The sequence below is a fragment of the Paenibacillus sp. DMB5 genome (genome assembly GCF_001517085.1).
In the GTDB taxonomy this organism is placed as follows: domain Bacteria; phylum Bacillota; class Bacilli; order Paenibacillales; family Paenibacillaceae; genus Paenibacillus_AQ.
On the sequence record NZ_LRAC01000152.1, the window covers coordinates 1 to 22,537 of the forward strand.

The window sequence follows — 22,537 nt, forward strand, 5'->3', positions numbered from 1 at the left end:
GGATCAAAGGCAGTTGTGCCCTTGATTTCGCCATAATCCGGCCAGCGCCGCCGAATCAAAGGCAATTATGCCCTTGATTTCGCCTAAAGTCGGCCGAACGCCGAATCAAAGGCAATTATGCCCTTGACCGCCATAATCCGGCCAGCGCGCCGAATCAAAGGCAATTCTGCCCTTGATTTCGCCATAATCCGGCCAGCGCGCCGAATCAAAGGCAATTATGCCCTTGATTTTGCCGTCCGCACTCCAATTCAGGGTTCTTACAGTATGTTAAATATTTTGAAACATTTTGGACGCAATGCTTGTCTATAATGAAAATTGAAAATAACGTTTCACCGTAAGGCAGCAAGTTAAGCAATAAAAAACAACTTGAGAGGAAGCAGCATATGTCCAGAACCGCCAAAATTGTCATTTTATTTATAGCCGTTATCGCCATCGGCTGGGGAATCGGCAAATATACCTCCCCGTCGCCTTCAGCTTCACAGGAAGAAGGGGCTTCCGCAGGCACGGGCAATGAGCTTCAGGCTCCGCCGGTTGCGCAGCCGGAGGCCTCCCCTGAGCCATCGGCTATACCGGAGCCTACAGCGGTTGCCACTGCTGAACCACAGCAGACTGACTCCCCGGCTGCTGGCGAGCCTACAGCAGCGCCTACAATCAAGCCTGCCGATCCGGCACCAACCGCGAAGCCGGCCGCAACGGCTAAACCGGCTGCAACAGCCAAGCCTTCCGGCGGCAGCGGGCCGGCTGATGCCGAGCTTACCGCCGCCGAGCCGGACAGTGTAACAGTCATGGTTAATAAACAGTACAAGCTGCCGGAAGGGTACAAGCCTGCGGATCTGGTCTATCCGGACGTTCCGTTTCTTTTCTCGGAGAAGATAGAGAAACGGATGATGCGTAAGACGGCGGCCGCTGCACTGGAGAAGATGTTTGCAGGTGCCAAGAGTGACGGTGTTTATCTGGCCGGTGTGTCGGCTTACCGTTCAGAGAAGACGCAGACTACGCTGTTTAACAATTATGTAAAACGCGACGGCGAAGAGAAGGCCCGTACCTACAGCGCTGTTCCCGGGCACAGCGAGCATCAGACGGGGCTGGCGATTGACGTATCGGGCAGCGACGGCAAATGTGCCGCAGAGAGCTGCTTTGGAGGAACCAAGGAAGCCAACTGGCTGGCAGATCATGCTGCAGAATACGGTTTTATCATCCGTTATCCCGAAGGCAAGCAGGCGATAACCGGCTATAAATACGAGCCTTGGCATATCCGCTATGTAGGAAAGGATATTGCAGAGGATATTGCGGCCAGAGGCATTACGCTGGAAGAATACTACGATGCCGTTCCGGTATCGAATTAAAGCGCAGGCGGCTCCGTTATCCGGGGCTGCCTTTTACTATTTTGGCAGGACTGTCCGGACATTCCCATCGCCCCGCCCGCTTACCGCGCCTCTTTAGAGATGGTTCACCCCGGAAACGGCTGGTTAAGTAGTGGGAAACCCTACTAATCAGGAACGGGAGGCGGATAAAATGTCCGAACATAATCATGTGGTCAGTAAAGACGGTAATGTCAGTATGGGCCGGGTGGGTGACGTCCTGGAGCGGATTGAGCCGCAGCAGCGGGAGCAGATTCTGGACAATTTCGGTGAATTTCAGCAATATTTAAGTAAGCGCATTCATTTGGCGCAGAAAATTGGAATGGGAGAAGAGCAGCTCGCCGTAGCCGCGGAAAAAGTCGCCGATTACCTGGCCAATCATGAGGAGCCGCGCAACAGTGAGCAGAAGCTGCTGCAGGAGCTGTGGAAGGTCGGCAATAAAGAGGAGCGGCACCGGCTGGCCCATATGCTGGTTAAACTGGCGCGGCGTTAAGCCCTTATATATTGAGATTCTGTACAGATGACAGGCCTTTACCGTGGCAACAGAAAATCCAGGCTCTGCTTTTATCAACCCAAATCCCATTGCCGGTTAGACTCTCTTGGCGTAATTCACCTCCATTTTTGTATTCGCACGGCTGTATAAGGTATGATGGCATTGATTAATTAAGCAGCCGAGAGGATGAAGAGCCAATGTCGATCTATAGTTTTGCCGCTGTTACACCTTCGGGTAAAGAAGTCCCGCTTAAGGATTATGAAGGCAAAGTACTGCTGATTGCGAATACAGCCAGCAAGTGCGGGCTTACTCCGCAGTACGGGGATCTTCAGAAGCTGTATGAGCAATACGGCAGCCAGGGTCTTGTTGTGCTTGGTTTTCCGTGCAACCAATTCGCCGGCCAGGAGCCGGGAACGAGTGAGGAGGCAGAGGAGTTCTGCCAGGTTAATTACGGGGTAACGTTCCCGGTGTTCGCCAAGACCGATGTTAACGGCCCTGATGCAAGCCCCTTGTTCCAGTATCTGAAGGGCCAGCAGCCCGGAACGGCGGACAGCAGCGACATCCAGTGGAATTTCACCAAGTTCCTTGTGGACCGCAGCGGCAATGTAACAGCCCGGGTGGAGTCAAAAGAATCGCCGGAAACGATGAAGGAGCTTATTGAGTCCCTGCTGTAACCGCGCGGTGCAGCTCCAACGATCACGAAATGTTCAGCCAGCCTTCCGCAACCGGGCATCCCGGCCGCGGAGGGCTTTTTGCTGTGGAGTGCAGTGGCTGCCTGCGGGTATACTATGAAAATATTCCTTGACGCTTTTCAGGGACACTGTATTCTTTGAAGAAGGAAACATCAGCGTATTGCATTCAAGGAAGCCAGGCAAGCTGAGCAGGATAATAACGGCAGGAGGGTTTTATAAAGTTATGAGGTTAATTACAGAGGTAGCAGCGGCAGCAGGAATCAGCGGGGAGCATCTGGAGCTGTACGGCAAATATAAAAGCAAGCTGGCTCCTTCCCTTTGGGAAGAGGTAAAGAACAAGCCGGACGGCAAGCTGGTGCTTGTTACCGCAGTTAATCCGACCCCCGCCGGCGAAGGCAAAACACTGACTACGATCGGGCTGTCCCAGGCGCTGAATGCAGCGGGAATCAAGACAGTGGCAGCACTCCGCGAGCCGTCGCTCGGTCCCTGTCTGGGCATGAAGGGCGGGGCAACAGGCGGCGGCAAGGCTCAGATTGTTCCGGCGGACGATATCAATCTGCACTTTACAGGTGATATTCATGCTGTAACTTCCGCGCATAATCTGCTGTCAGCAATGATTGATAATCATATATTCCAGGGTAATGCCCTGGGGCTTGATCCGCAGCGGATTGTCTGGAAGCGCGTTATGGATATGAATGACCGGAGCCTGCGGAATATTGTGACCGGGCTGGGAGACGGTAACGGAACGGTGCGGGAGAGCGGCTTCCAGATCACGACCGCTTCCGAAATTATGGCAGTGCTGTGCCTGTGCGATGACCTTGCCGACCTGAAGAAGCGGCTGAGCCGCATGCTGGTGGGCTACGATATGCTGGGCCAGCCGGTTACGGCCAAAGAGATCGGTGCGGTAGAAGCCATGACGGCCCTGCTCAAGGAGGCAGTAAAGCCCAATCTGGTGCAGACGCTGGAGGGAACACCGGTCATTATCCACGGGGGACCCTTCGCAAATATTGCCCACGGCTGCAGCAGCGTAATTGGAACCCGCTATGCGCTCAAGCTGGGGGAAGTAGTGGTCACGGAGGCCGGCTTCGGAGCAGATCTCGGTGCAGAGAAGTTTATGGATATTAAATGCCGCCAGGCCGGGCTTGCTCCGGATGCTGCTGTTCTTGTCGTTACCGTAAAGTCGCTGAAATACAACGGCGGTGTGCGTAAGGAAGAACTGTATGAGGGCAATCGTGCGGCGCTGCTGTCGGGACTGGCGAATATGGAGCGCCATATTGAGAACCTGGGCAAGTTCGGTGTTCCGGTTATGGTAGCCCTGAACCACTTTGAGGGCGATGCGCCGGATGAGGTAGATGCAGTGCTGGAGGCCTGTCGCCGTCTGGGTGTCCCCGCTGCCGTGTCCAAGGTGTGGGCCGAGGGCGGAGCGGGAGGAATGGACCTGGCAAGAGAGCTGAAAAAGCTGCTGGATCATGCACCAGGCGGGACCTTTGCTCCGCTCTACGAGGACCAGCTCGACATTCCGTCCAAAATCAACAAAATCGTCACTGAAATCTACCGGGGTACCGGAGTAGCCTTCTCACCGGCTGCCAAACGCAGCCTGGCTGTTATCGAGAAGCTTGGTCTGCAGCACCTTCAGGTATGCATGGCCAAAACACCGTATTCCTTTTCTGACCAGCCGAGACTGCTCGGTGCGCCGGAAGGCTTTACGATGGGAGTGCGGGATATTACGCTGTCGCTCGGCGCAGGCTTTGCCGTAGTCATTACTGGGAACATAGTCACAATGCCTGGCCTTCCGGCTAAACCTGCCGCTGAAGGGCTGCTGGTCGATGAGGACGGCGTCCTGCACGGGCTGGAATAGGCTGCCGACTGCTTAAATGAAAAAAATTTAATGCTATCCCTGTACCCGGCGGCTTGCCGCTATGGTATCAGGGATTTTTTTTGGGTAAAAATAAATAGGCGCCTACAGGCCCCACTGGGATTCCTTACATCGCTGCTTCCTGCCGCCAGGGAGACTAAACTCCGCCTGCTTGGGGAAAATAACTTAACCGGAGCAGCATGCTGCTGCAGGTAACAAACCAGAAGGTAATCCAAATTGTGAACAATGTGAGAAAAATCACAATTATACTTGTAATGTGAGAAAAATCACAATATAATCAACGTATAAAGTGAAATTAATCACATACGCAAACAAAATAATAAATAAATATGCTTGCCAATTTGGAGGAGGAAGAAATCATGAAAGTAGCAGTCATTGGATGTACCCATGCCGGAACCGCCGCAATTGTTAATACCGCACAGCTTTACCCGGACGCCGAGATTACGGTGTACGAACGCAATGATAATATCTCATTCCTGTCGTGCGGCATTGCCCTATACGTAGGCGGAGTGGTTAAAGACCCGCAGGGCCTGTTCTATTCGTCACCGGAAAAGCTGGCTGAACTCGGTGTTACCACCAAGATGCGCCATGAAGTGATTAATGTAGATACCGCCGCCAAAACACTGCGTGCCCGCAATCTGGCAACCGGTGAGGAATTTAATGATACGTATGACAAGCTGATTATGACTACAGGCTCATGGCCGATTATTCCCAAGCTGGAAGGAATGGACCTGGACGGCATCCTGCTCTCCAAGAACTACAACCACTCGAACACCATTATTGAGCGGGCGGAGCAGGTAAAAAGAATTACCGTAGTCGGCGCAGGCTACATCGGGGTCGAGCTGGTTGAAGCCTTCCAGATGAACGGCAAGCAGGTAACCCTGATTGACGGTGAGGAGCGAATCCTCAGCAAATACCTTGACGAGGAATTTACGGCTCCGATTCAAAAATCGCTTGAGGACCACGGCATCAAGCTGGCTCTCGGTGAAAAAGTAAGCTCGTTTGCCGGAGAGAACGGTAAAGTAACCAAGGTTATTACGAGCAAGGGCGAGCACGAGACCGATCTGGTTATTCTCTGCATCGGCTTCCGTCCGAATACAGAGCTGCTCAAAGGCCAGGTGGATATGCTGCCGAACGGAGCCATTATGGTTAATGATTACATGCAGACCAGCCTGCCGGATGTATTCGCTGCCGGAGACAGCTGCGCGATCCATTACAATCCGACCGGACAGCACGCTTACATTCCGCTTGCGACCAATGCGGTCCGCATGGGTACACTGGTAGCCCGCAATCTGGTTGCCAATACCATTCCTTATATGGGGACACAGGGTACCTCGGGTATCAAAATATATGAAGATAATATAGCCGGCACCGGCCTGACTGAAGAAGCAGCCAAGGCGGAAGGCATCGAGGTAGAAAGTGTCATGATTACCGACAACTATCGTCCTGAGTTTATGCCGACTGTGGAGGAAGTGCAGCTGAAGGTCGTTTATGCCCGCGGCACACGCCGGATTCTCGGTGCTCAGATTATGTCCAAAATGGACCTGACCCAGTCCATTAATACGGTATCGGTCTGCATCCAGAACCGGATGACGGTTGACCAGCTGGCCTTCATCGACTTCTTCTTCCAGCCGCACTACAACAAGCCGTGGAACTTCCTGAACACGGCCGGCCTGCAGGCACTGCCCAAGACGGTAGAACGCAAAGAGACAGTAAATGTATAATTTATAGATGGATTAAGTCCGACCGGAGCCGCCCTGGCTCCGGTTTTTTGCATGGCCGCGGCAGCGGGGGATTATGGGGCTGTTATACATAAAAGCGGATGAACTGTTACTGTGTTTTTTTTAACATTCATCTTTTTTGTGCTGTGCTAAATTTGACATGTCAGTGAAAACTTTCACGAAGCGTTTCTTGTGGTGATATTTATCACGTAAATGTGATCGGGCTCACGCTACAATGGGATAAAGGAACAAATTTTAAGTAATTTTCGAAGGGGATAGGAATCATGGCATACAACAAACCGCAACAGATTGCCGAGGTAACGGTAGAGAACGGAATCAAGAAGGTTCATAACCCGCTTGCAGCCGTACTTATTCTCGGTTTTCTGGGAGGGGCATTTATTTCGCTCGGATTTTTACTGGATATTCGTGTCATTGCGGGTGCTCCGGCTGAATGGGGCTCCATCGCCAACTTTATCGGGGCGGCTGTTTTCCCGGTCGGGCTGATTATGGTGCTGCTGGCCGGCGGGGAACTGCTTACCGGTAATATGATGGCGGTGCCGCTGGCATTTCTGGCGAAGAAAATTTCGTTCTGGGAAGTCATGAAGAACCTGGTGCTGATTACGCTCAGCAACCTGGCAGGCGCCCTGTTCGTTGCTTATTTCTTCGGTCATGTAGTCGGTCTGACGGCTGAAGGCGTATATCTTGAGAAATTGGTCAGTATGGCTGAGCATAAGATTGATGTTACATTTGTGCAGGCTTTTGTTTCCGGGATCGGCTGTAACTGGCTGGTAGCGCTGGCCGTGTGGCTCTCCTACGGGGCGGATAATTTCAGCGGTAAAATTCTCGGTATCTGGTTCCCGACTATGGCATTCGTTGCCATCGGCTTCCAGCACGTTGTGGCTAACATGTTCCTGATCCCTGCTGCCATATTTGAAGGACACTTCACCTGGGGGCAATATGTCGGCAACTTTGTGCCGGTGTGGCTCGGTAATCTTACCGGGGGAGCAATCTTTGTAGCAGCAGCATATTACATGGCTTACCTGCGCAAAGCGCCTGCAGCCGTCCAGACGGTTGAAGGTGTAGCGGCGACAGCTGTGAAGAAACACGCCTGATTGTTTCATAGAATGAATAGCATAGGCACTCCTTGTATGACCGGCCAGCATCCATTATTAACGGAGCAGGCGATGGCGATCAGGGGGTGTCTTTTTTATATTATAAAATGCCTGCAACACAAAATTCGCCGTGCATATCCGACTCGGGGGAACGAAATCGGATTCACGGCGAATAAATAGGGAGTGTTTCATATGCTCTATTACCCGGACATACCAGCATCGAAACAGCCGGATTCCGGTGATTTTCTTTACGCCCGGGAACACCCGCTATACAATGGACAGATGAGCTGTTTTATACGATATAAGGCTTCATTCAACCAACTAATTAAAGGAGGACATCCGCTTTGAAGCATAGCAGTGACGGCATTTTTCCGGCGGTATGTCCGCTGGACTGTCCTGACACCTGCGGGCTGCTGGTCCATAAGCAGGACGGTAAAATTGTAAAAGTTGAAGGAAATGCGGCACATCCGGTCACGAAAGGGGCGATTTGCAACAAGGTGCGGAACATGGCCGGACGGGTGCATCATCCGGAGCGGCTGATGCACCCGCTGCGCCGCACAGGCCCAAAGGGCAGCGGAGCCTTTGAACAGATCAGCTGGGAAGAAGCGGTTGCGGAGATTGCCGGACGGTACAGGCAGCTGTCCGCGGATTACGGGCCGGAGAGTATTCTGCCGTACTACTTCTACGGCAATATGGGTATGCTCAGCGTGGGCGGGATGGACCGCCGGTTCTTTAACCGGCTGGGCGCAAGCCGGCTGGATGCCAAAATCTGCAGCGCCGCCGGTACAGCAGGCTGGGTATATACGATGGGCATGGACGGGGGAGCCAGCCCGGAGGATACGGTGAACGCCGATCTGATTATCGTCTGGGGCGGCAACATTGTAAGCACCAATATGCATCAGGTGGTCTTTGCCGAGCAGGCACGCAAGCGGGGGGCAAAGGTTGTGGTCATTGATGTGCACCGCAACCGCACCGCGCAGTGGGGGGAATGGTTCCTGCCGCTGTACCCGGGAACAGACGCCGCACTGGCGCTTGGCCTAATGCATATTCTGTTCCGGGACGGACTGACCGATGAAGCTTTTCTGCAAAAGTATACGGTAGGACATGAAGAGCTGCGCGAGCAGGCGCTGGGGTATCCGCCCGGGCTGGTGTCAGAAATTACCGGCGTGCCTGTGGCAGATATTGAGCAGCTGGCCAGGCTTTACGGCGAAGCCAAGGTGCCGTATATCCACATCGGCAACGGGCTGCAGCATCATGACAACGGCGGGATGAACGTCCGCAGCATTGCCTGTCTGCCCGCGCTGGTGGGCGCCTGGCTGAAGCCGGGAGGCGGGGCGATCAAGTCCAACGGCGGCTACAGCTCTGTTAACTCACAGGCGCTGGCCCGGCCGGAGCTGCGCAGCAATCCGCAGGCACGCAGCATTAACATGAACCGGATCGGCGAAGCGCTAATGCAGCAGGAGCAGCCGGTCATGAGCTTATTTGTATACGGCACCAATCCCCTGGTTGTAGCTCCAAGTGCTGACAAGGTAAAGGCGGGGTTTGCCCGCGAGGATCTGTTTACGGTGGTGCATGATCTGTTCATGACTGACACTGCGATGTATGCCGACATTGTGCTTCCGGCAACCTCCACCTTTGAAAATACGGATTTGTACAGCTCCTACTGGCATCATTATATACAGCTGCAGGAGCCGGTGCTGGAGCGGCAGGGCGAGTGCAAGAGCAATGTGGAGCTATTCTCGCTGCTGGGACAGGCGATGGGCTTTGAACCGGAGGTCTTCGGCCAGCCGGAGGAGGAGATGATCCGTGCTGCGCTTGATTATCCGGACAACCCGTATTTGAACGGGGTAACGCTGGAGCGGCTAAAGGCAGAGCGGTTCGTGAAGCTGGATATGTCACCTAAGGCGCATTTTCTGGAGACGCTGCAGACTCCTTCCGGCCGGATCGAGCTTTACTCCGAAGCCATGGAGCAGGCCGGTCTGCCGCCGCTTCCGGTTTATACGCCGCTGAAGGAAGGTTATGACGGTGTGCGGCGTCCGGAGCAGGGAGCGGACTATCCGCTGATGTTCATCTCGCCGCCGAATCATAACTTCCTGAATTCGACCTTCGGCAATGTAGAGAAGCATCAGAGGATGGAGAAGGCTCCTGTCCTTCAGATTCATCCTTTGGATGCAGCAGCCCGGGGGATTGCGGACGGTGACGAAATCACTGTATACAACGCCAGAGGTGAAGTGGAGATTTCAGCCATGGTGACGGATAAAATGCTGCCGGGCACTGTGATCAGCCAGGGGCTGTGGTGGGGCGGAAAAGGCAGGAAGCAGCGGGTCAACGTGCTTACACCGGACCGGCTTAGCGATATGGACGGCGGTGCAACCTTCTTCTCGGCTACGGTGGAAGTGAAGAAACGGAAGCAGGTTTTGGAAGTGCCAGGCTCTATCTGATTACACTATGATTCTATAATTGAATAACGCGATAAAGCGGTAATGTGAAAGCTTGCTCTTCACCCTGTTTTGGGATAATACTGGATGGATTGACGACATATATGTAACAGGGGATGAAAGACAAGCTATGAAGTTTTTGCAGGATTATCCGAGGGAAGTCAAAGTATTTCTGATTGCAAGTCTCGTCAATGCAACCGGCAGCGCCCTGATGTGGCCGCTTGTGACGATGTATGTTTTTGAGGAGCTTGGCCGCAGCATGCAGGAGGCCGGACTCGTTATCGCTATCCAGTCTCTGGGGGGGATTGCCGGACAGCTGCTGGGCGGCTCACTGTATCATAAGCTGGGCGTCAAACGCCTGATTGTCGGGGCCCTGGCTATGAATGCACTCGCCTTGTTCGCTCTTCCCGCGGCAAGCACGAACTGGTATTTATTCATGGTGGCTATGGGGCTGGTCGGCCTGTTTAATTCCATGGCGCAGCCGGCGATTCAGGCTTTTGTCGGCTTCCGCTTTGCGGAGCGGCGGGGCGAGCTGTTCAATATCATTTATGTTGCGAATAATATCGGGGTGGCGCTCGGCACGATCCTCAGCGGTTTTTTGGCCGAGATTTCCTATATGCTGAGCTTTGTGATGAACGGGCTGACCTCGGCCATTTTCGCTCTATTCTTCCTGATCTATCTGCGGAAAATCAGCAGTACTCCGGTGCAGGAGAATCCGCGCAGATCCCAGCACCGGGAGCAGTCGGGGTGGAAGCTGGCGGGGAACACCCGGCTCTACCTGTACATGTCGCTGGGAACGATGTTCCTGCTGATCGGCAATTCCGTCTGGAACACGGGGGTTTCCCCGTTTATCATTTCAGAAGGCTGGTCCAAGAGCCTCTACAGCTTCCTCTGGACGCTTAACGGTATTCTGATCTTTGCCGCCCAGCCGGTAGTGAGTCTGATCAAACGCTGGTTCGCCGGCACGTCAAATGCCCAGATGACGGCAAGTGCCGTATTTTACTTAAGCGGATATGCGGTCATTCTGCTGATGCCGAGCTATCCCGGCCTTGTGCTGGCGATGATCCTGGCGACGCTAGGCGAAATGCTGATTTCACCTGCAACGCCGGCATTTATCGCGGATACCGCCGGACGCAACGCCCCTTTCTATATGGGGCTCAGCGGCGGAATCGGGGCAGCAGGCCGAGTCATCGGCCCGGCTCTGATGGGCGGCCTGTTCGACCAGGGGGGACTCGCGCCCACCGGATGGCTTGCCTGCGCAATGGCAGTGCTGGCAGTCGGATTTTTTGTGATCCATGCCTATGTTAACCGCTCAGACCGTAATCTCGGGCAAAATGCGGTATAATGGATAATGCTGGCTGAATAGCGGATCTGAGAACCTATAGATAAAAGGCAAGGCAAGGAGTGGAGGCGTTATGCAACAAATCAACGAAGGCTCGCTGACGATCCGGCCCTCGGAAATCAGGGATGTCCGTGAGCTGATCCTGCTGGACAATATGATCTGGACAGAAGATACGACACCGGGGCCGCTAATGTGGCGTTCCCGTGAGGATTACCTGCTCCATGCACCGCCGGGCTCACAGCTTGTCGCCTTGCAGAATGGCGAGCTGTGCGGATATGTGGGCTTTGGCTGCCCAAGCGGAATGGAGAGCAACCGGCATGTCTGCGAGGTGAACATCGCTGTCGATCCGCAGTTTCAGCGCCAGGGAATCGGCAGCAGGCTGATTGAAGCGATCAAACAGCATGCCGCAGACCACGGTATCCGGAAGCTGCGGCTGCGCGTGCTGTCGAGTAATGAGCCGGCGCTCGCCTTTTACCGCAAATGCGGATTTGAGGAAGAGGGCCGGCTGAAGGAAGAGTTTTACTTGGGCGGTCATTATGTCGATGAAGTGTTTATGAGCTGTATGCTGACTGGAGGGAATCAGAATGGAAGTCATTTCGCTTAATGTAGGCAAGCCCGTAACGGTGGATTACCGCGGGAAGCCGCTGGAGACAGGGATTTACAAGCTGCCTGCAGAAGGGCCGGTACGGCTCCACGCTTTGGGCTTCGATGGTGACGGCCAGGCGGATCTCGTCAATCACGGGGGAGTAAACAAGGCAGTCTGTGTCTACCCGATTGAGCATTATACATTTTGGGAGGAGCAGCTCGGCAAAAAGCTGGCGTATTCCGCCTTTGGTGAGAATATTACGGTAAGCGGGCTGCTGGAGACCGAGGTCTGCATCGGCGATGTGTATGAGATTGGAACGGCACTGCTGCAGGTCAGCCAGCCGCGGTTCCCGTGCTTCAAGCTCTCACAGAAGCATGGCGCGAACGATATGCCGGCCAAGGTGCTCTCCACAGGCTTCAGCGGCTTTTATTTCCGTGTACTGCGTGAAGGCGCCGTCGGTGCCGGTGATACTGTTGTGAAGGTCGAGTCCGGTGAGGGAGACTACTCGGTCCGCCGGGTGCTCAAGGCGATGGAGGTCGGACGGAAGGATAAAACCGATCTCAAGGAGCTGTCTGAGCTAAGCACGCTGACCGATGAGATCCGCGATGATTTCAAGAAATGGCTGGAGCGGGAGTAGACGGGATTGGGTACATAGCCTGGTGAGGCGGAAGCTTTGCGGGTATCTGCCGCAAAAGCAGCAGCAAACAGCCTGGGCGGCCAAGCCCCCAGGCTGTTTGAGTGTGTGTGCGGCTGAGAACGCGAGGCGGCTCACTCCTAGCTTCAGCCCAGCAGCTTCCACTCGCTGCGCAGCAGGCCGTAGACGGCGTGGTTCACATAGCCGTGGGGCAGCTTTTCCGACTGGCGGAGCACACCCTCGAACACGAAGCCCAGCCGCTCGGGAATGGCCCTGCTTGCTTTGTTGCCGGTGGCGCAGCGGATTTCAATCCGGTTGAGCTCCATTTCCAGCAGGGCATAATCGACAAACACACGGCAGGCGCTGGTCATATAGCCGTTGCCTTCATAGCCTTCGCCCAGCCAGTAGCCGATTCCGACAGAGCGGCTGAGCCAGTCGATCTCATGATACCCGATGACGCCGGCCAGCTCCCCGCGGACCCACAGTCCGGCGGTGAAGCCGCCGTTGTCGCTGCCCTGCTTGACGGCATTTTTGATGAAAGTGGTGATATGGGCCTGTTCGGAAACTCCGTCCACCCATGGCAGCCATTGTCTGAGCCGCAGCCGCGACCGCTCTACCAGCGCGAACATCTGGCGGGCATGCTCCGGCATCAGCAGCTTTAGCACAAGCTCATCATCTACGACATAATTAAACATGCGGCTGTCTCCTCTCACGCCCGGCCGATATGGTGCTTAACGCTTTTTCCATTCGAGGGCATAAATGTCCTCTTCGAGCGATTGCATCCGCTGTACGGCCAGGGAGCGGCAGTCGCTCAGCGCAGCATTATAAACAGCCGGACCGAGCTCCTTAAGGAAAAACTCCAGCAGGTTGTCCGCTGCAAGGTGGCCGATCGTTTCCCCGCGTTCCGCTTCAAAATAGCTGCGGATGTTCTCCGTAATGAGATCGCGCTGCTCTTTTGGCAGCTTAATTGGCTTCATAGATGAGTCCCCCTTTTTTATATAAGAAAGTACATGTTTCACGCAATGCTTTATCTGTATCTTTCTTGCATAAACGGATACCGTTCTGTTCAGGACGGCGTAGCCATTCATATTGGCTGAAAAATGTAAAAGCCTCATGCTTCCCATGCTACTCTATCGTCCGGAGTGAAGTCAAAGCCCTCCCGCTTGCGAGGACTCCATTACCCATTTCATTGATCATTCTCCGGTTAACGGGTATATTAATAGGAAACATGTTTATACAAGGACGTAAATTACAGAACGAGAGGTTGATAGCTGTGGAGAACCGTGGAACACCCTCCAATTTCATCAAGAATATTATTACCGAAGATTTGAGCTCAGGTAAAGTACAAGAAGTGGTCACCCGCTTTCCGCCGGAGCCGAACGGTTATTTACATATCGGACATGCCAAGGCGATCTGGATTAACTTTACACTGGCTGATGAATTCGGGGGTAAAACAAACCTGCGCTTCGACGACACCAATCCGCTAAAAGAGGACACGGAATATGTTAATTCCATCAAAGAGGATGTGAAGTGGCTTGGGTACGAGTGGGAAGAGCTGCGGTTTGCATCCGACTATTTCGGGGAAATGTACGAACGGGCAGAGCTGCTGATCCAAAAAGGCAAAGCCTATGTGGACGATCTGTCCGCCGATCAGATCCGTGAGCTGCGCGGCACGTTGACCGAACCCGGCAAGAACAGCCCGTTCCGTGAGCGTAGTGCTGAAGAGAGCCTGGACCTGTTCCGGCGTATGCGTGCAGGAGAATTCAAGGACGGCGAGAAGGTGCTGCGCGCCAAGATTGATATGGCTTCGCCTAACATCAACCTGCGCGACCCGGTCATCTACCGGATTTCGCATTCCCATCACCATAATACCGGCGATGCATGGTGTATCTACCCGATGTATACCTTTGCGCATCCGCTGGAGGATGCCATCGAGCATGTCACCCACTCGCTTTGCTCTCTGGAGTTCGAAGACCAGCGCCCGTTCTATGACTGGGTTATTGCTGAATGCGAGATGGAGGCAGCCCCGCACCAGTATGAATTCGGCCGGCTTAATCTGGCCCAGACGGTAACCAGCAAGCGCAAGCTGAAGCTGCTGGTGGATGAAGGCCATGTTGACGGCTGGGATGATCCGCGGATGCCGACGATCTCCGGACTGCGCCGCCGCGGCTATACGCCGGAAGCGATCCGCAGCTTCGTGCATGAGACTGGTATCTCTAAGAGCCAGGGCCTTGTCGACCTGCAGATGCTGGAGCATTTCATCCGTGAGGACCTGAAGCTGACCGTACCGCGCACTATGTCCGTACTGCGGCCGCTGAAGGTTGTTATTACGAATTATCCGGAAGGTCAGACGGAGTATTTTGAGATTGAGAACAACGTGGAGAACCCGGAAATGGGCACACGCCAGATTCCGTTCTCCCGCGAAATCTATATTGAGCGCGATGACTTCATGGAGGTGCCGCCGAACAAGTACTTCCGTCTCTTCCCTGGCAATGAGGTGCGCCTGAAGAATGCCTACTTCATCAAGTGTACGGACTTCATCAAGGATGAGAACGGCGAGGTTGTAGAGCTGCACTGTACCTATGATCCGGAGACAAGAAGCGGCAGCGGCTTCACCGGCCGTAAAGTCAAAGGCACCCTGCACTGGGTCGATGCAGGCCAGGCTGTTCCGGCAGAATTCCGCCTGTATGAGCCGCTGATCTCGGCCGAAGAAGCCGATGCTGAGGCAGAAGTGGAAGGCCTGGAGGTGTCTGCCGACAAACCTGAGCCAAGCTTCCTCGATCAGCTTAACCCGAATTCGCTGCAGATCCTGCAGGGCTTCGTGGAGCCGGGCCTGAAGGACAGCAAGCCGCAGGACAAGTTCCAGTTCTTCCGCCACGGTTACTTTAACGTGGACAGCAAGTACTCGACCCCTGAACACCTTGTGTTCAACCTGGTCGTTTCACTGAAAAGCTCGTTCCAGCCTGGTAAGTAAGGCTGCATAATAAAAGGCTGTCCCTGTTGTCTTGCGATGACGGGGACAGCCTTTTTGTGGTTTGTTTCCTGCTACGTGATGGTGACAGCATCTAGCGGGCGGCAGCCGGCTGCTGGCTCTAACCAAAGGGAAAGGTCCCTTTGAATAAGGAGTATAGTATGCTACTGGTAGGAATCAAAGGGAAAAATCCCTTTGAAAAGCCCGGATAGAGCGCCGCTAGTGCGAATCAAAGGGAAAAATCCCTTTGAAAAGCCTGAATAGTGTGCTGTTGGTGCGAAATCAAAGGGAAAAATCCCTTTGAATGGCCTGGATAGTCTGCTACTGGTGCAAATCAAAGGGAAAAATCCCTTTGAATGGCCTGGGATAGTGTGCTGCTGGTACGAATCAAAGGGAGAAATCCCTTTGATTTATTCGTTTATGTATTACAACAGTTCACCATCCAGCATGGAGTGAATATACTCATACCGGCAGACTCGATTGCTACCGTGGGCTCGTAAAGGCTTTAGCCTGCCTTTTTCACACAATTGAGTAATATGCCTTTTGATCGTTTTGGGATCTGCGGCGAGACCATTTACCAGGTCAACAGGACGGATGATTCCGTCCGATCGCTCAGCTAGCCGCAGAATTTCCCGCTCCATCCTTGAATACTTGCCGCTCTCATTATCAGCATTTGTCAGCAAACTCGAAAGTAATAAAGCCTTTAGCAATGAAATAGTCAGCTCCGGCGCAGACTCCAGGTCATCGTACGGCACCGCGACCACACGATACCCTGCAATCTGCAGGTAAGTTTCTCTGTTGAGCTCCTGGCGGTATCTGGTCCGGTCGGTATTCTGCACATGGGGGCCATATCCTTTGATCTCAATCGCAAACTTGACCTGCCCCGGCTTCCAGACATAGTCAACAAAGTAAGGACGGCCGCGCCAATCGGAAACCTCATACTCCGGATGAAGATGATTAAAATGCCCAAATAGCGGCCACCATACCCGCTCGGCAAATAACTTCTCCCCATGTCCGTGCCCCCGCTCCAGACGATCCAGACGTTCGCCGGTCCTCCTCCGCTTATGCCGGCTCAGCCATTTCTCATGTTCATCAACAAATCCCATTTATAAATGTCCCCTATATACAAAAATATAAAAAACGTCCCGCACCCCAATAAGCTTGGAGTACGGGACGTTCTTCGTCCGTTTTTTTGATTATAAAATCCGCCGGTTAGCAGCGTCAATGACATCACCGTTATTTAGGCCAGCGGGAGTAGAATGGAACGAATTAAAAGCCATGTCCTGCTGTCCCATACCCAAAGTTGTCCGCTTCCTCATCAAGTGCTCTGCCGTAGCGCAAACACTGACTCAGGTCCCGCGCCTCAAGGCACGTGCCCCGGACGGGACCACGCGGCCATTACAGTGTCCCGGTCTGCACGCTATCTGTCCATAACGCCCCTCGCATCTCAATTCTCAAACTCCTCCAGCTCCTCCTGGGCATTTGGGCGGTAGCCGCCGCGGGTGACGAACAGCGCCATCAGGCCGAAGCCGCAGGTTCCGATGAAGGCGAGGAAGGCACCGGACTGGTACATGCTCTGGGCGCCCAGGTTCTGGTACAGCCAGCCGCCGAGCACGCCGCCCAGAATACCGGCGATGCCGCTCCAGGTCAGTGTATATAACGCCTGTCCGGAGGAGCGGTACGGCTTTGGAACCAGCAGCATCGTCAGCTGGGTGCCGACATAGAAGAAGCCCCCGAAGGTAATGCAATGCAGAATCTGGATGAGGGCCACCTGAACCGGGGAAGTTGCCCCGGCCATCAGGCCCCAGCGGAACAGGAACAGCGCACTTACTGCAGCCAGCAAGCCCAGCAGCACGGAAATTTTGCGCTTCAGGAAGCGGTCGCACAGCACCAGCACGCCCATCTCCAGAATGGAGGAGAGGAAGACAGCGAGTCCGATCATGGTTTTGCTGCCGCCAAGCTCGGTTATATACAGCGACACAAAGGTGTTGTTCATCGTATTGGGGATGGACACCAGAATACCGAAGAAGATGAAGCACAGAAAGAACGGATTATAAAAAATCTGCCGGAAGCCCTTGAACGGCAGCGGCGCAATTCCGATGGAGTGACTCAGCCGCGGAAGTGCAACGAGGGCGAGCATCGCCAGGCCGAGCAGCACTGCGAACAGATAGGACAACACGGAAACGCCAGCCCAGTCAATCACCGGACCCGCCAAAATAGCTGTAAAGGCCCAGCCCAGCGACCCCCACAGCCTGTAGGAGCTGAAGCGGTTTCCGGTATCCTCGATATAGCTCAGAATCATGGTGTTGCTCTGGGCAAACAGAGGACCCTGAAAGAAATAAAAAAATAGGATGGAGATATAAATCATTTCATATGTATAGGCCTGAAAAACGAGCTGCGACAGAACCAGTGTCCCGGTAAGCATAACGAGGACGATCCTCCGGATATTCTGATACTTGTCCGTCCAGATTCCCCAGAACGGATTGGCTACGATGGAAACCAGTGCGCCTACCGACATCAGGCTGCCGATTTCAAGCTTGTTCATGCCGACATCCTGCAGATAAAGCGGAAAAAAGCTGGTGAACAGAACGACTGTCCCGTATACAAAAAAGTTAAACCATTTCAGAGAGGCAAAAGTTGGCTGCTTATTGTCATTGTCCCGCAAATTGGGCACTCCTTTCCCGCCAGATGCCATGCCTTCCATGGAAGCACTATGAAATAGGCCTCATATATCACTGTAACATTAGTTGAAAAGGGATACAAACCATGTTTTACAAAAAGCAGCCTTAAAAAGAGTACAAGCCGGCCTTTTATAGCGACGCATGCACATAACACTCCAGTAGCAGATTGTACTTTTGCGGATCCTTTTAACCCGTCACGTACAGACGCTTATTATCCCGCCGTTTCGCTGTTTTCAGATGGTAAAGTCTGATACGATTATCATATTATATCCCGCAACAGGAGGACAACATGACGCATTATTCAGGAATTATACTCACCGGCGGAGCTTCGCGCCGGATGGGAACAGATAAAGCGCTGCTTGAGCTTGGCGGCAGGCCAGTCTTGGCCCGGCTGGCGGACGAGCTGGGGCAGCTGGCGGAAAGTACAATCATCGCCTGCGGACCCCGGCAGCGCCGGGAGTACAGCAGCCTCGGGCTGCTGCAGGTGACCGATGTCTATCCGGGCTGCGGCCCGCTGGCTGGACTTCACGCCGCGCTCAGCCATACGCAGCAGGAATGGAATCTGGTAGCGGCCTGTGACCTGCCGTTTGCCTCGGCGGAGTTTCTGCGTTATATGCTCACTTCTCATGCAGAAAGCCAAATGAATACCGGCAGCCCAGGGCTGACCGGCGGTGCAGATGCCGCAGTAGCAGTATCCGGTGATGGCCGGGTACAGCCTTTGCTCGGCCTGTATCACAAGCGGGTGCTCCCCGTGCTGGAGACTGCGCTTGAGGCCGGCAATTACAGGGTCATGGACTGTCTTAATAAGCTGGACGTGCTGTATGTGCCGGAGTCCGGGTTTACACCAGCTGCAGCCGATACGCCATCTCCTGTATTCAACATGAACACGCCCGAGGACTACGCCGCAGCTGCAGCGCTTGTGCGGTGAGCTCTAAGACATTAAGTGATTCTGTTTAATTTCAGTTTAAATATCCGCAATATGATAAGAACTGAGGCGGAGAACATCAGCGCAAGACTTAAGCTCCAGAAGCTCAAACCGCCAAGAAAAGAGGAAATCCCATGAATACAAATAAACCGGGCCGGAAGGAGCGGCAGGGTGCGGCCATGAAGCCGTTCCTGAAGCTGCTGCATCAGACCAAGCCCTCCTACGGGCTTCTTACAGTTGCCGTTCTGCTGAGCATGGTTTCAACCCTGGTCGGCCTCGTCATTCCCATGTTCACTAAGAATCTGGTCGACGGATTCTCCCTGGCCTCCATTAGCAAGCTGCAGATTGCGGGCATTGCCGGTGCGTTCATCGCCCAGACGATTGCCGGCGGTGTGTCCATTTACCTGCTGAACTATGTTGGACAAAAGACAGTACAGCGCTGCGTGACCGGCTGTGGCGCAAATTCCTGGTGCTGCCCGTGTCCTATTTCAACGATAACCGCACAGGCGAAAGCGTCAGCCGGATGACCAATGATACCGGGATTCTCAAAACACTCATTTCCGAGCATCTGGCCAGCCTGTTCACCGGCGTGATTTCGATTGTCGGCTCGATTTCAGTGCTGCTGTATCTGAACTGGAAAATGACACTCGTACTATTCACAGTCCTGCCGTTGTCCGCGCTCATCCTTGTGCCGCTGGGCCGCCAGATGTACAAAATATCCAAAGGGACACAGGATGAAACGGCATCTTTTACCGCTACGTTAAGCGGGGTGCTGTCTGAAATCCGGCTGGTGAAGTCCTCGGGGGCGGAAGCGAGAGAATATGAGGCCGGGCGGACCGGCATTATGAATCTGCTCTCTTTTGGCATACGTGAAGGTAAAATAAGTGCAATGATCAGCCCGCTGGTCTCCTTCGTGTTCATGATGCTGCTGGTGGTGATTATCGGCTACGGTGGTATGCAGGTGTCGTCGGGTGCGTTAACCGCAGGCGAACTGGTCGCTTTTATCCTCTATCTGATCCAGATTGTGATGCCGCTGACCCAGCTGACCCAATTCTTCACCCAGATCCAGAAGGCCAAAGGCGCTTCGGAACGGATCATTGAAACGCTGGCAGCGGAAGAGGAGGTGTATGAAGGGGCTGAGGAAGCCGTTCAGGTGGAAGAGCCAATTGTGATAGAAGACCTGAGCTTTGGATATAAGACTGGCGAGCAGGTGCTGAACAAGGTCAGCTTCACCATGCAGCCGGGTCAGGTTACAGCGATTGTGGGTCCGAGCGGCGGCGGGAAAACAACTCTTTTCTCATTGCTGGAACGCTTTTATCGGCCGGATCACGGCCTCATTAAACTTGGCGGCAAGCCTGTTTCCACGTTCTCGCTGCGCTCCTGGCGTAAGCTGATCGGCTATGTATCACAGGAAAGCCCCCTGCTCGCCGGAACGATTGCCGACAATCTCGCCTATGGGCTGGACCGGGAAGTCACGGAAGCAGAAATGCGGCGTGCAGCGGAGATGGCTTATGCCGACAAGTTCATTGAGGAGCTGCCGGACGGGTATCAGACCGATGTCGGTGAACGCGGCGTGAAGCTGTCCGGCGGACAGCGCCAGCGGATTGCGATTGCCCGGGCGCTGCTGCGTGATCCGCAGATTCTGATGCTGGATGAGGCAACCTCAAGCCTTGACAGCCAGTCTGAGGCGGTTGTACAAAAGGCTTTGTCGAACCTGATGAAGGGGCGGACGACGATTGTTATTGCCCACCGGCTGGCGACGGTCGTGAACGCGGACCAGATTATTTTTATGGAAAAAGGCCGGATTACCGGAAAAGGCACACACAAGGAGCTGCTGCTGGATCATGAGCTGTACCGGGAATTCGCGGAGCAGCAGCTGCAAATGAATGTACCTGAGCTGGAGAGCGCCCCGGCAGAGGGAGAGGAGGCACCTTTGGAATATGGCCAAAATACTGGTGGCGGACGACGATCCGCACATCCGCGAATTGGTGGAAGTCTTTTTGAGGGCTGAAGGGATGGATGAGGTATACTGTGCTTCCGATGGTGTGGAGGCGCTGCAGCTTATGGAGGAGAACGGTGCGGATCTGGCGATTATTGATGTGATGATGCCCCGGATGGACGGCTGGGAGCTGTGCCGCGAGCTGCGCAGGAGCTATGATATTCCCATTCTGATGCTGACCGCCAAGGGAGAAACCGCGCAGATTGTTAAAGGGTTTGAGCTCGGTACTGACGATTATCTGGTGAAGCCGTTTGAGCCGCCGGTGCTGATTGCCAGGGTAAAAGCGCTGCTGAAGCGCTACCAGATTTCAGCCGCGCAGAGTGTTACTATCGGCCATTTACGGATGAACCGTAAAACCTATGAGATCTCCTCGGAATTCGGCAGCCTTACCCTGCCGCTCAAGGAATTTGAGCTGCTGTTCAAGCTGGCCAGCTATCCCGGCCAGACACTGACGCGTGACCGGCTGATTGAGGAGATCTGGGGTTATGATTTTGAAGGGAATGAGCGGACGCTGGATGTGCATGTCGGCCGGCTGCGCGAGCGGTTTCCCCGGGAAGGGTATGGGTTTAACATCCGTACGATCCGCGGGCTGGGCTACCGAATGGAGGTGGATAAATAGATGGGCAGAGGCAGGGCGGCGGATATTTTCAAGGCGGTTCTGGGTATCCTCGCGGTGATTACCGGATTCTATCTCTCATGGAACGGCGGGTATTTCGGGCTAAAGCTGCTGGAGAAGCATTTTGGCTGGTCACTTACTCCGTATAAGTCCCAGCTGCTGACGATGGTGCTGCAGTTCCTCATTCTGTTTCTGCTGGCCGGCACAACGGCGCTGATCGGCCGTCTGCGGGGGGATGAACGGGCCTTTTACATCCCGATCATTACCGCCATGCGGCAAATTGCCCAGGGGAACTTCAAGGTGGAGATCGAAAACAGCCGGCGCTACGGCCAGTTCGGCAGTATTGTGGAGGGCATTAATGAAATGGCCAGTGAGCTGGGCCGGATGGAGATGATGCGCCAGGACTTCATCTCCAATGTGTCGCATGAAATCCAGTCGCCGCTTACCTCTATCCGCGGCTTTGCCCGCGCCCTGCGGGATGAAGGTCTCAGTGCCGAGGCCAGACAGCATTACCTGGATATTATCGAGGCAGAGAGCAGCCGGCTGTCAGGGCTCAGCGACAATCTGCTGAAGCTGTCTGCGCTGGAGGCGGGGAGCTTTCCCTTTGAGACGAAGCCGTACCGGCTGGACAGGCAGCTGCGCGAAATGATTTTGGCTGCCGAGCCGCAGTGGCTGGAAAAAGATATTGAAGTGGAGGCAGATCTGGGGGAAACGATGGTCGTTGCCGTCCAGGATCTGATGAGCCAGGTATGGACCAACCTGCTGCATAACAGCATCAAATTCACGCCGCAGGGCGGGCAGATTTATGTCCGGCTGAGGCCGGTGGAGCAAGGCGTCGAAGTGGAGCTGCGGGACAGCGGAATCGGGATTGCGGAGGAGGAGCTGCCGAGGATTTTTGAACGGTTCTACAAGGCGGATAAAGCGCGGAGCGCCAGCGGGGGCGGAAGCGGGCTGGGTCTGTCGCTGGTGAAGAAAATCGTCGAGCTTCACGAGGGAACTATAAAAGTAACAAGCCGTCCCGGTGAGGGTACGGCTTTTGTGGTCCGGCTGCCGCAGCGGCTTCAATAAAGCCGCCTGATATGGCGCAGCA

At 54.2% G+C, this 22,537-nt stretch carries 18 protein-coding genes and 1 pseudogene; 15 read left to right on the forward strand and 4 right to left on the reverse strand.

The window, feature by feature from the left end; all coding sequences use genetic code 11:
* Positions 1-383 precede the first annotated feature (383 nt).
* The 10 genes from AWJ19_RS27245 to AWJ19_RS27290 all read left to right on the forward strand — a co-directional run bounded on the left by AWJ19_RS27245 (position 384) and on the right by AWJ19_RS27290 (position 12,258).
* Entirely contained in the window at positions 384-1,346 is a 963-nt protein-coding gene (locus AWJ19_RS27245; RefSeq protein WP_068728350.1) for a M15 family metallopeptidase, read from the forward strand.
* Between the two features lie 169 nt (positions 1,347-1,515).
* Positions 1,516-1,854, forward strand: coding sequence for a DUF3243 domain-containing protein (locus tag AWJ19_RS27250; RefSeq protein ID WP_068728351.1), 339 nt, complete (start codon positions 1,516-1,518; stop codon positions 1,852-1,854).
* Between the two features lie 197 nt (positions 1,855-2,051).
* Positions 2,052-2,528, forward strand: coding sequence for a glutathione peroxidase (locus AWJ19_RS27255; protein WP_068728352.1), 477 nt, complete (start codon positions 2,052-2,054; stop codon positions 2,526-2,528).
* A gap of 241 nt (positions 2,529-2,769) precedes the next feature.
* Positions 2,770-4,404 carry a formate--tetrahydrofolate ligase gene (locus AWJ19_RS27260; protein WP_068728353.1) on the forward strand — a complete coding sequence of 545 codons (1,635 nt, stop codon included), beginning with the start codon at positions 2,770-2,772 and terminating at the stop codon, positions 4,402-4,404.
* Positions 4,405-4,781: 377 nt separating this feature from the next.
* Positions 4,782-6,146: an FAD-dependent oxidoreductase gene (locus AWJ19_RS27265; RefSeq protein ID WP_068728354.1), complete on the forward strand. Its 1,365-nt coding sequence runs from the start codon at positions 4,782-4,784 to the stop codon at positions 6,144-6,146.
* A 281-nt stretch (positions 6,147-6,427) separates the two neighbouring features.
* A complete protein-coding gene (locus tag AWJ19_RS27270) occupies positions 6,428-7,255 on the forward strand; it encodes a formate/nitrite transporter family protein (protein ID WP_068728355.1) in 828 nt (275 codons plus the stop codon).
* Between the two features lie 344 nt (positions 7,256-7,599).
* A complete protein-coding gene (locus tag AWJ19_RS27275; protein WP_068728356.1) occupies positions 7,600-9,696 on the forward strand; it encodes a molybdopterin oxidoreductase family protein in 2,097 nt (698 codons plus the stop codon).
* A 127-nt stretch (positions 9,697-9,823) separates the two neighbouring features.
* Positions 9,824-11,038: an MFS transporter gene (locus tag AWJ19_RS27280; RefSeq protein WP_068728357.1), complete on the forward strand. Its 1,215-nt coding sequence runs from the start codon at positions 9,824-9,826 to the stop codon at positions 11,036-11,038.
* Between the two features lie 70 nt (positions 11,039-11,108).
* Complete coding sequence (locus AWJ19_RS27285; protein ID WP_068728358.1) at positions 11,109-11,639, forward strand: GNAT family N-acetyltransferase; 531 nt, start codon at positions 11,109-11,111, stop codon at positions 11,637-11,639.
* Positions 11,620-12,258, forward strand: a complete 639-nt coding sequence (locus AWJ19_RS27290; protein ID WP_082708152.1) for an MOSC domain-containing protein — start codon at positions 11,620-11,622, stop codon at positions 12,256-12,258. Before AWJ19_RS27285 ends, AWJ19_RS27290 begins: the two co-directional genes overlap by 20 nt.
* A 143-nt stretch (positions 12,259-12,401) precedes the next feature.
* Here AWJ19_RS27290 and AWJ19_RS27295 read toward each other — a convergent pair whose 3' ends face one another.
* Both AWJ19_RS27295 and AWJ19_RS27300 read right to left on the reverse strand, forming a co-directional pair.
* Complete coding sequence (locus AWJ19_RS27295) at positions 12,402-12,950, reverse strand: GNAT family protein (protein WP_068728360.1); 549 nt, start codon at positions 12,948-12,950, stop codon at positions 12,402-12,404.
* Positions 12,951-12,986: 36 nt separating this feature from the next.
* Positions 12,987-13,232: a DUF2164 domain-containing protein gene (locus AWJ19_RS27300; protein ID WP_068728361.1), complete on the reverse strand. Its 246-nt coding sequence runs from the start codon at positions 13,230-13,232 to the stop codon at positions 12,987-12,989.
* A 251-nt stretch (positions 13,233-13,483) separates the two neighbouring features.
* Between AWJ19_RS27300 and AWJ19_RS27305 the strand changes: the two genes are divergently transcribed.
* Positions 13,484-15,229, forward strand: a complete 1,746-nt coding sequence (locus AWJ19_RS27305; protein ID WP_198536653.1) for a glutamine--tRNA ligase/YqeY domain fusion protein — start codon at positions 13,484-13,486, stop codon at positions 15,227-15,229.
* Between the two features lie 422 nt (positions 15,230-15,651).
* On the opposite strand, the gene AWJ19_RS27310 is transcribed toward AWJ19_RS27305, so the two are convergent.
* Together AWJ19_RS27310 and AWJ19_RS27315 are read right to left on the reverse strand one after the other, a co-directional pair.
* Positions 15,652-16,332: a hypothetical protein gene (locus AWJ19_RS27310; RefSeq protein WP_068728363.1), complete on the reverse strand. Its 681-nt coding sequence runs from the start codon at positions 16,330-16,332 to the stop codon at positions 15,652-15,654.
* A gap of 341 nt (positions 16,333-16,673) precedes the next feature.
* Entirely contained in the window at positions 16,674-17,900 is a 1,227-nt protein-coding gene (locus AWJ19_RS27315; protein ID WP_347231169.1) for an MFS transporter, read from the reverse strand.
* Positions 17,901-18,196: 296 nt separating this feature from the next.
* On the opposite strand from AWJ19_RS27315, the gene AWJ19_RS27320 reads away from it, so the two are divergent.
* From AWJ19_RS27320 to AWJ19_RS27335, 4 genes and pseudogenes are all read left to right on the forward strand, one after another.
* Complete coding sequence (locus tag AWJ19_RS27320) at positions 18,197-18,835, forward strand: molybdenum cofactor guanylyltransferase (RefSeq protein WP_068728365.1); 639 nt, start codon at positions 18,197-18,199, stop codon at positions 18,833-18,835.
* A gap of 131 nt (positions 18,836-18,966) precedes the next feature.
* Positions 18,967-20,843, forward strand: a pseudogene (locus tag AWJ19_RS27325) (ABC transporter ATP-binding protein).
* Positions 20,773-21,450 (forward strand): response regulator transcription factor, encoded by a 678-nt coding sequence (locus tag AWJ19_RS27330; protein WP_068728366.1) that lies wholly within the window; start codon positions 20,773-20,775, stop codon positions 21,448-21,450. Before AWJ19_RS27325 ends, AWJ19_RS27330 begins: the two are co-directional and overlap by 71 nt.
* The gene (locus tag AWJ19_RS27335) at positions 21,451-22,515 is read left to right on the forward strand and encodes a HAMP domain-containing sensor histidine kinase (RefSeq protein WP_068728367.1); all 1,065 of its coding nucleotides are present in this window, start codon (positions 21,451-21,453) and stop codon (positions 22,513-22,515) included. It begins immediately after the preceding gene.
* Positions 22,516-22,537: the final 22 nt, after the last annotated feature.

Coding starts and splice junctions, on each gene's coding strand:
- AWJ19_RS27270 (WP_068728355.1), top strand. CDS start 6,428: ATGGCATACAACAAACCGCAACAGATTGCCGAGGTAACGGTAGAGAAC.
- AWJ19_RS27255 (WP_068728352.1), top strand. CDS start 2,052: ATGTCGATCTATAGTTTTGCCGCTGTTACACCTTCGGGTAAAGAAGTC.
- AWJ19_RS27290 (WP_082708152.1), top strand. CDS start 11,620: ATGGAAGTCATTTCGCTTAATGTAGGCAAGCCCGTAACGGTGGATTAC.
- AWJ19_RS27330 (WP_068728366.1), top strand. CDS start 20,773: ATGGCCAAAATACTGGTGGCGGACGACGATCCGCACATCCGCGAATTG.
- AWJ19_RS27335 (WP_068728367.1), top strand. CDS start 21,451: ATGGGCAGAGGCAGGGCGGCGGATATTTTCAAGGCGGTTCTGGGTATC.
- AWJ19_RS27280 (WP_068728357.1), top strand. CDS start 9,824: ATGAAGTTTTTGCAGGATTATCCGAGGGAAGTCAAAGTATTTCTGATT.
- AWJ19_RS27260 (WP_068728353.1), top strand. CDS start 2,770: ATGAGGTTAATTACAGAGGTAGCAGCGGCAGCAGGAATCAGCGGGGAG.
- AWJ19_RS27285 (WP_068728358.1), top strand. CDS start 11,109: ATGCAACAAATCAACGAAGGCTCGCTGACGATCCGGCCCTCGGAAATC.
- AWJ19_RS27300 (WP_068728361.1), bottom strand. CDS start 13,232: ATGAAGCCAATTAAGCTGCCAAAAGAGCAGCGCGATCTCATTACGGAG.
- AWJ19_RS27245 (WP_068728350.1), top strand. CDS start 384: ATGTCCAGAACCGCCAAAATTGTCATTTTATTTATAGCCGTTATCGCC.
- AWJ19_RS27305 (WP_198536653.1), top strand. CDS start 13,484: ATGTTTATACAAGGACGTAAATTACAGAACGAGAGGTTGATAGCTGTG.
- AWJ19_RS27320 (WP_068728365.1), top strand. CDS start 18,197: ATGACGCATTATTCAGGAATTATACTCACCGGCGGAGCTTCGCGCCGG.
- AWJ19_RS27310 (WP_068728363.1), bottom strand. CDS start 16,332: ATGGGATTTGTTGATGAACATGAGAAATGGCTGAGCCGGCATAAGCGG.
- AWJ19_RS27295 (WP_068728360.1), bottom strand. CDS start 12,950: ATGTTTAATTATGTCGTAGATGATGAGCTTGTGCTAAAGCTGCTGATG.
- AWJ19_RS27265 (WP_068728354.1), top strand. CDS start 4,782: ATGAAAGTAGCAGTCATTGGATGTACCCATGCCGGAACCGCCGCAATT.
- AWJ19_RS27250 (WP_068728351.1), top strand. CDS start 1,516: ATGTCCGAACATAATCATGTGGTCAGTAAAGACGGTAATGTCAGTATG.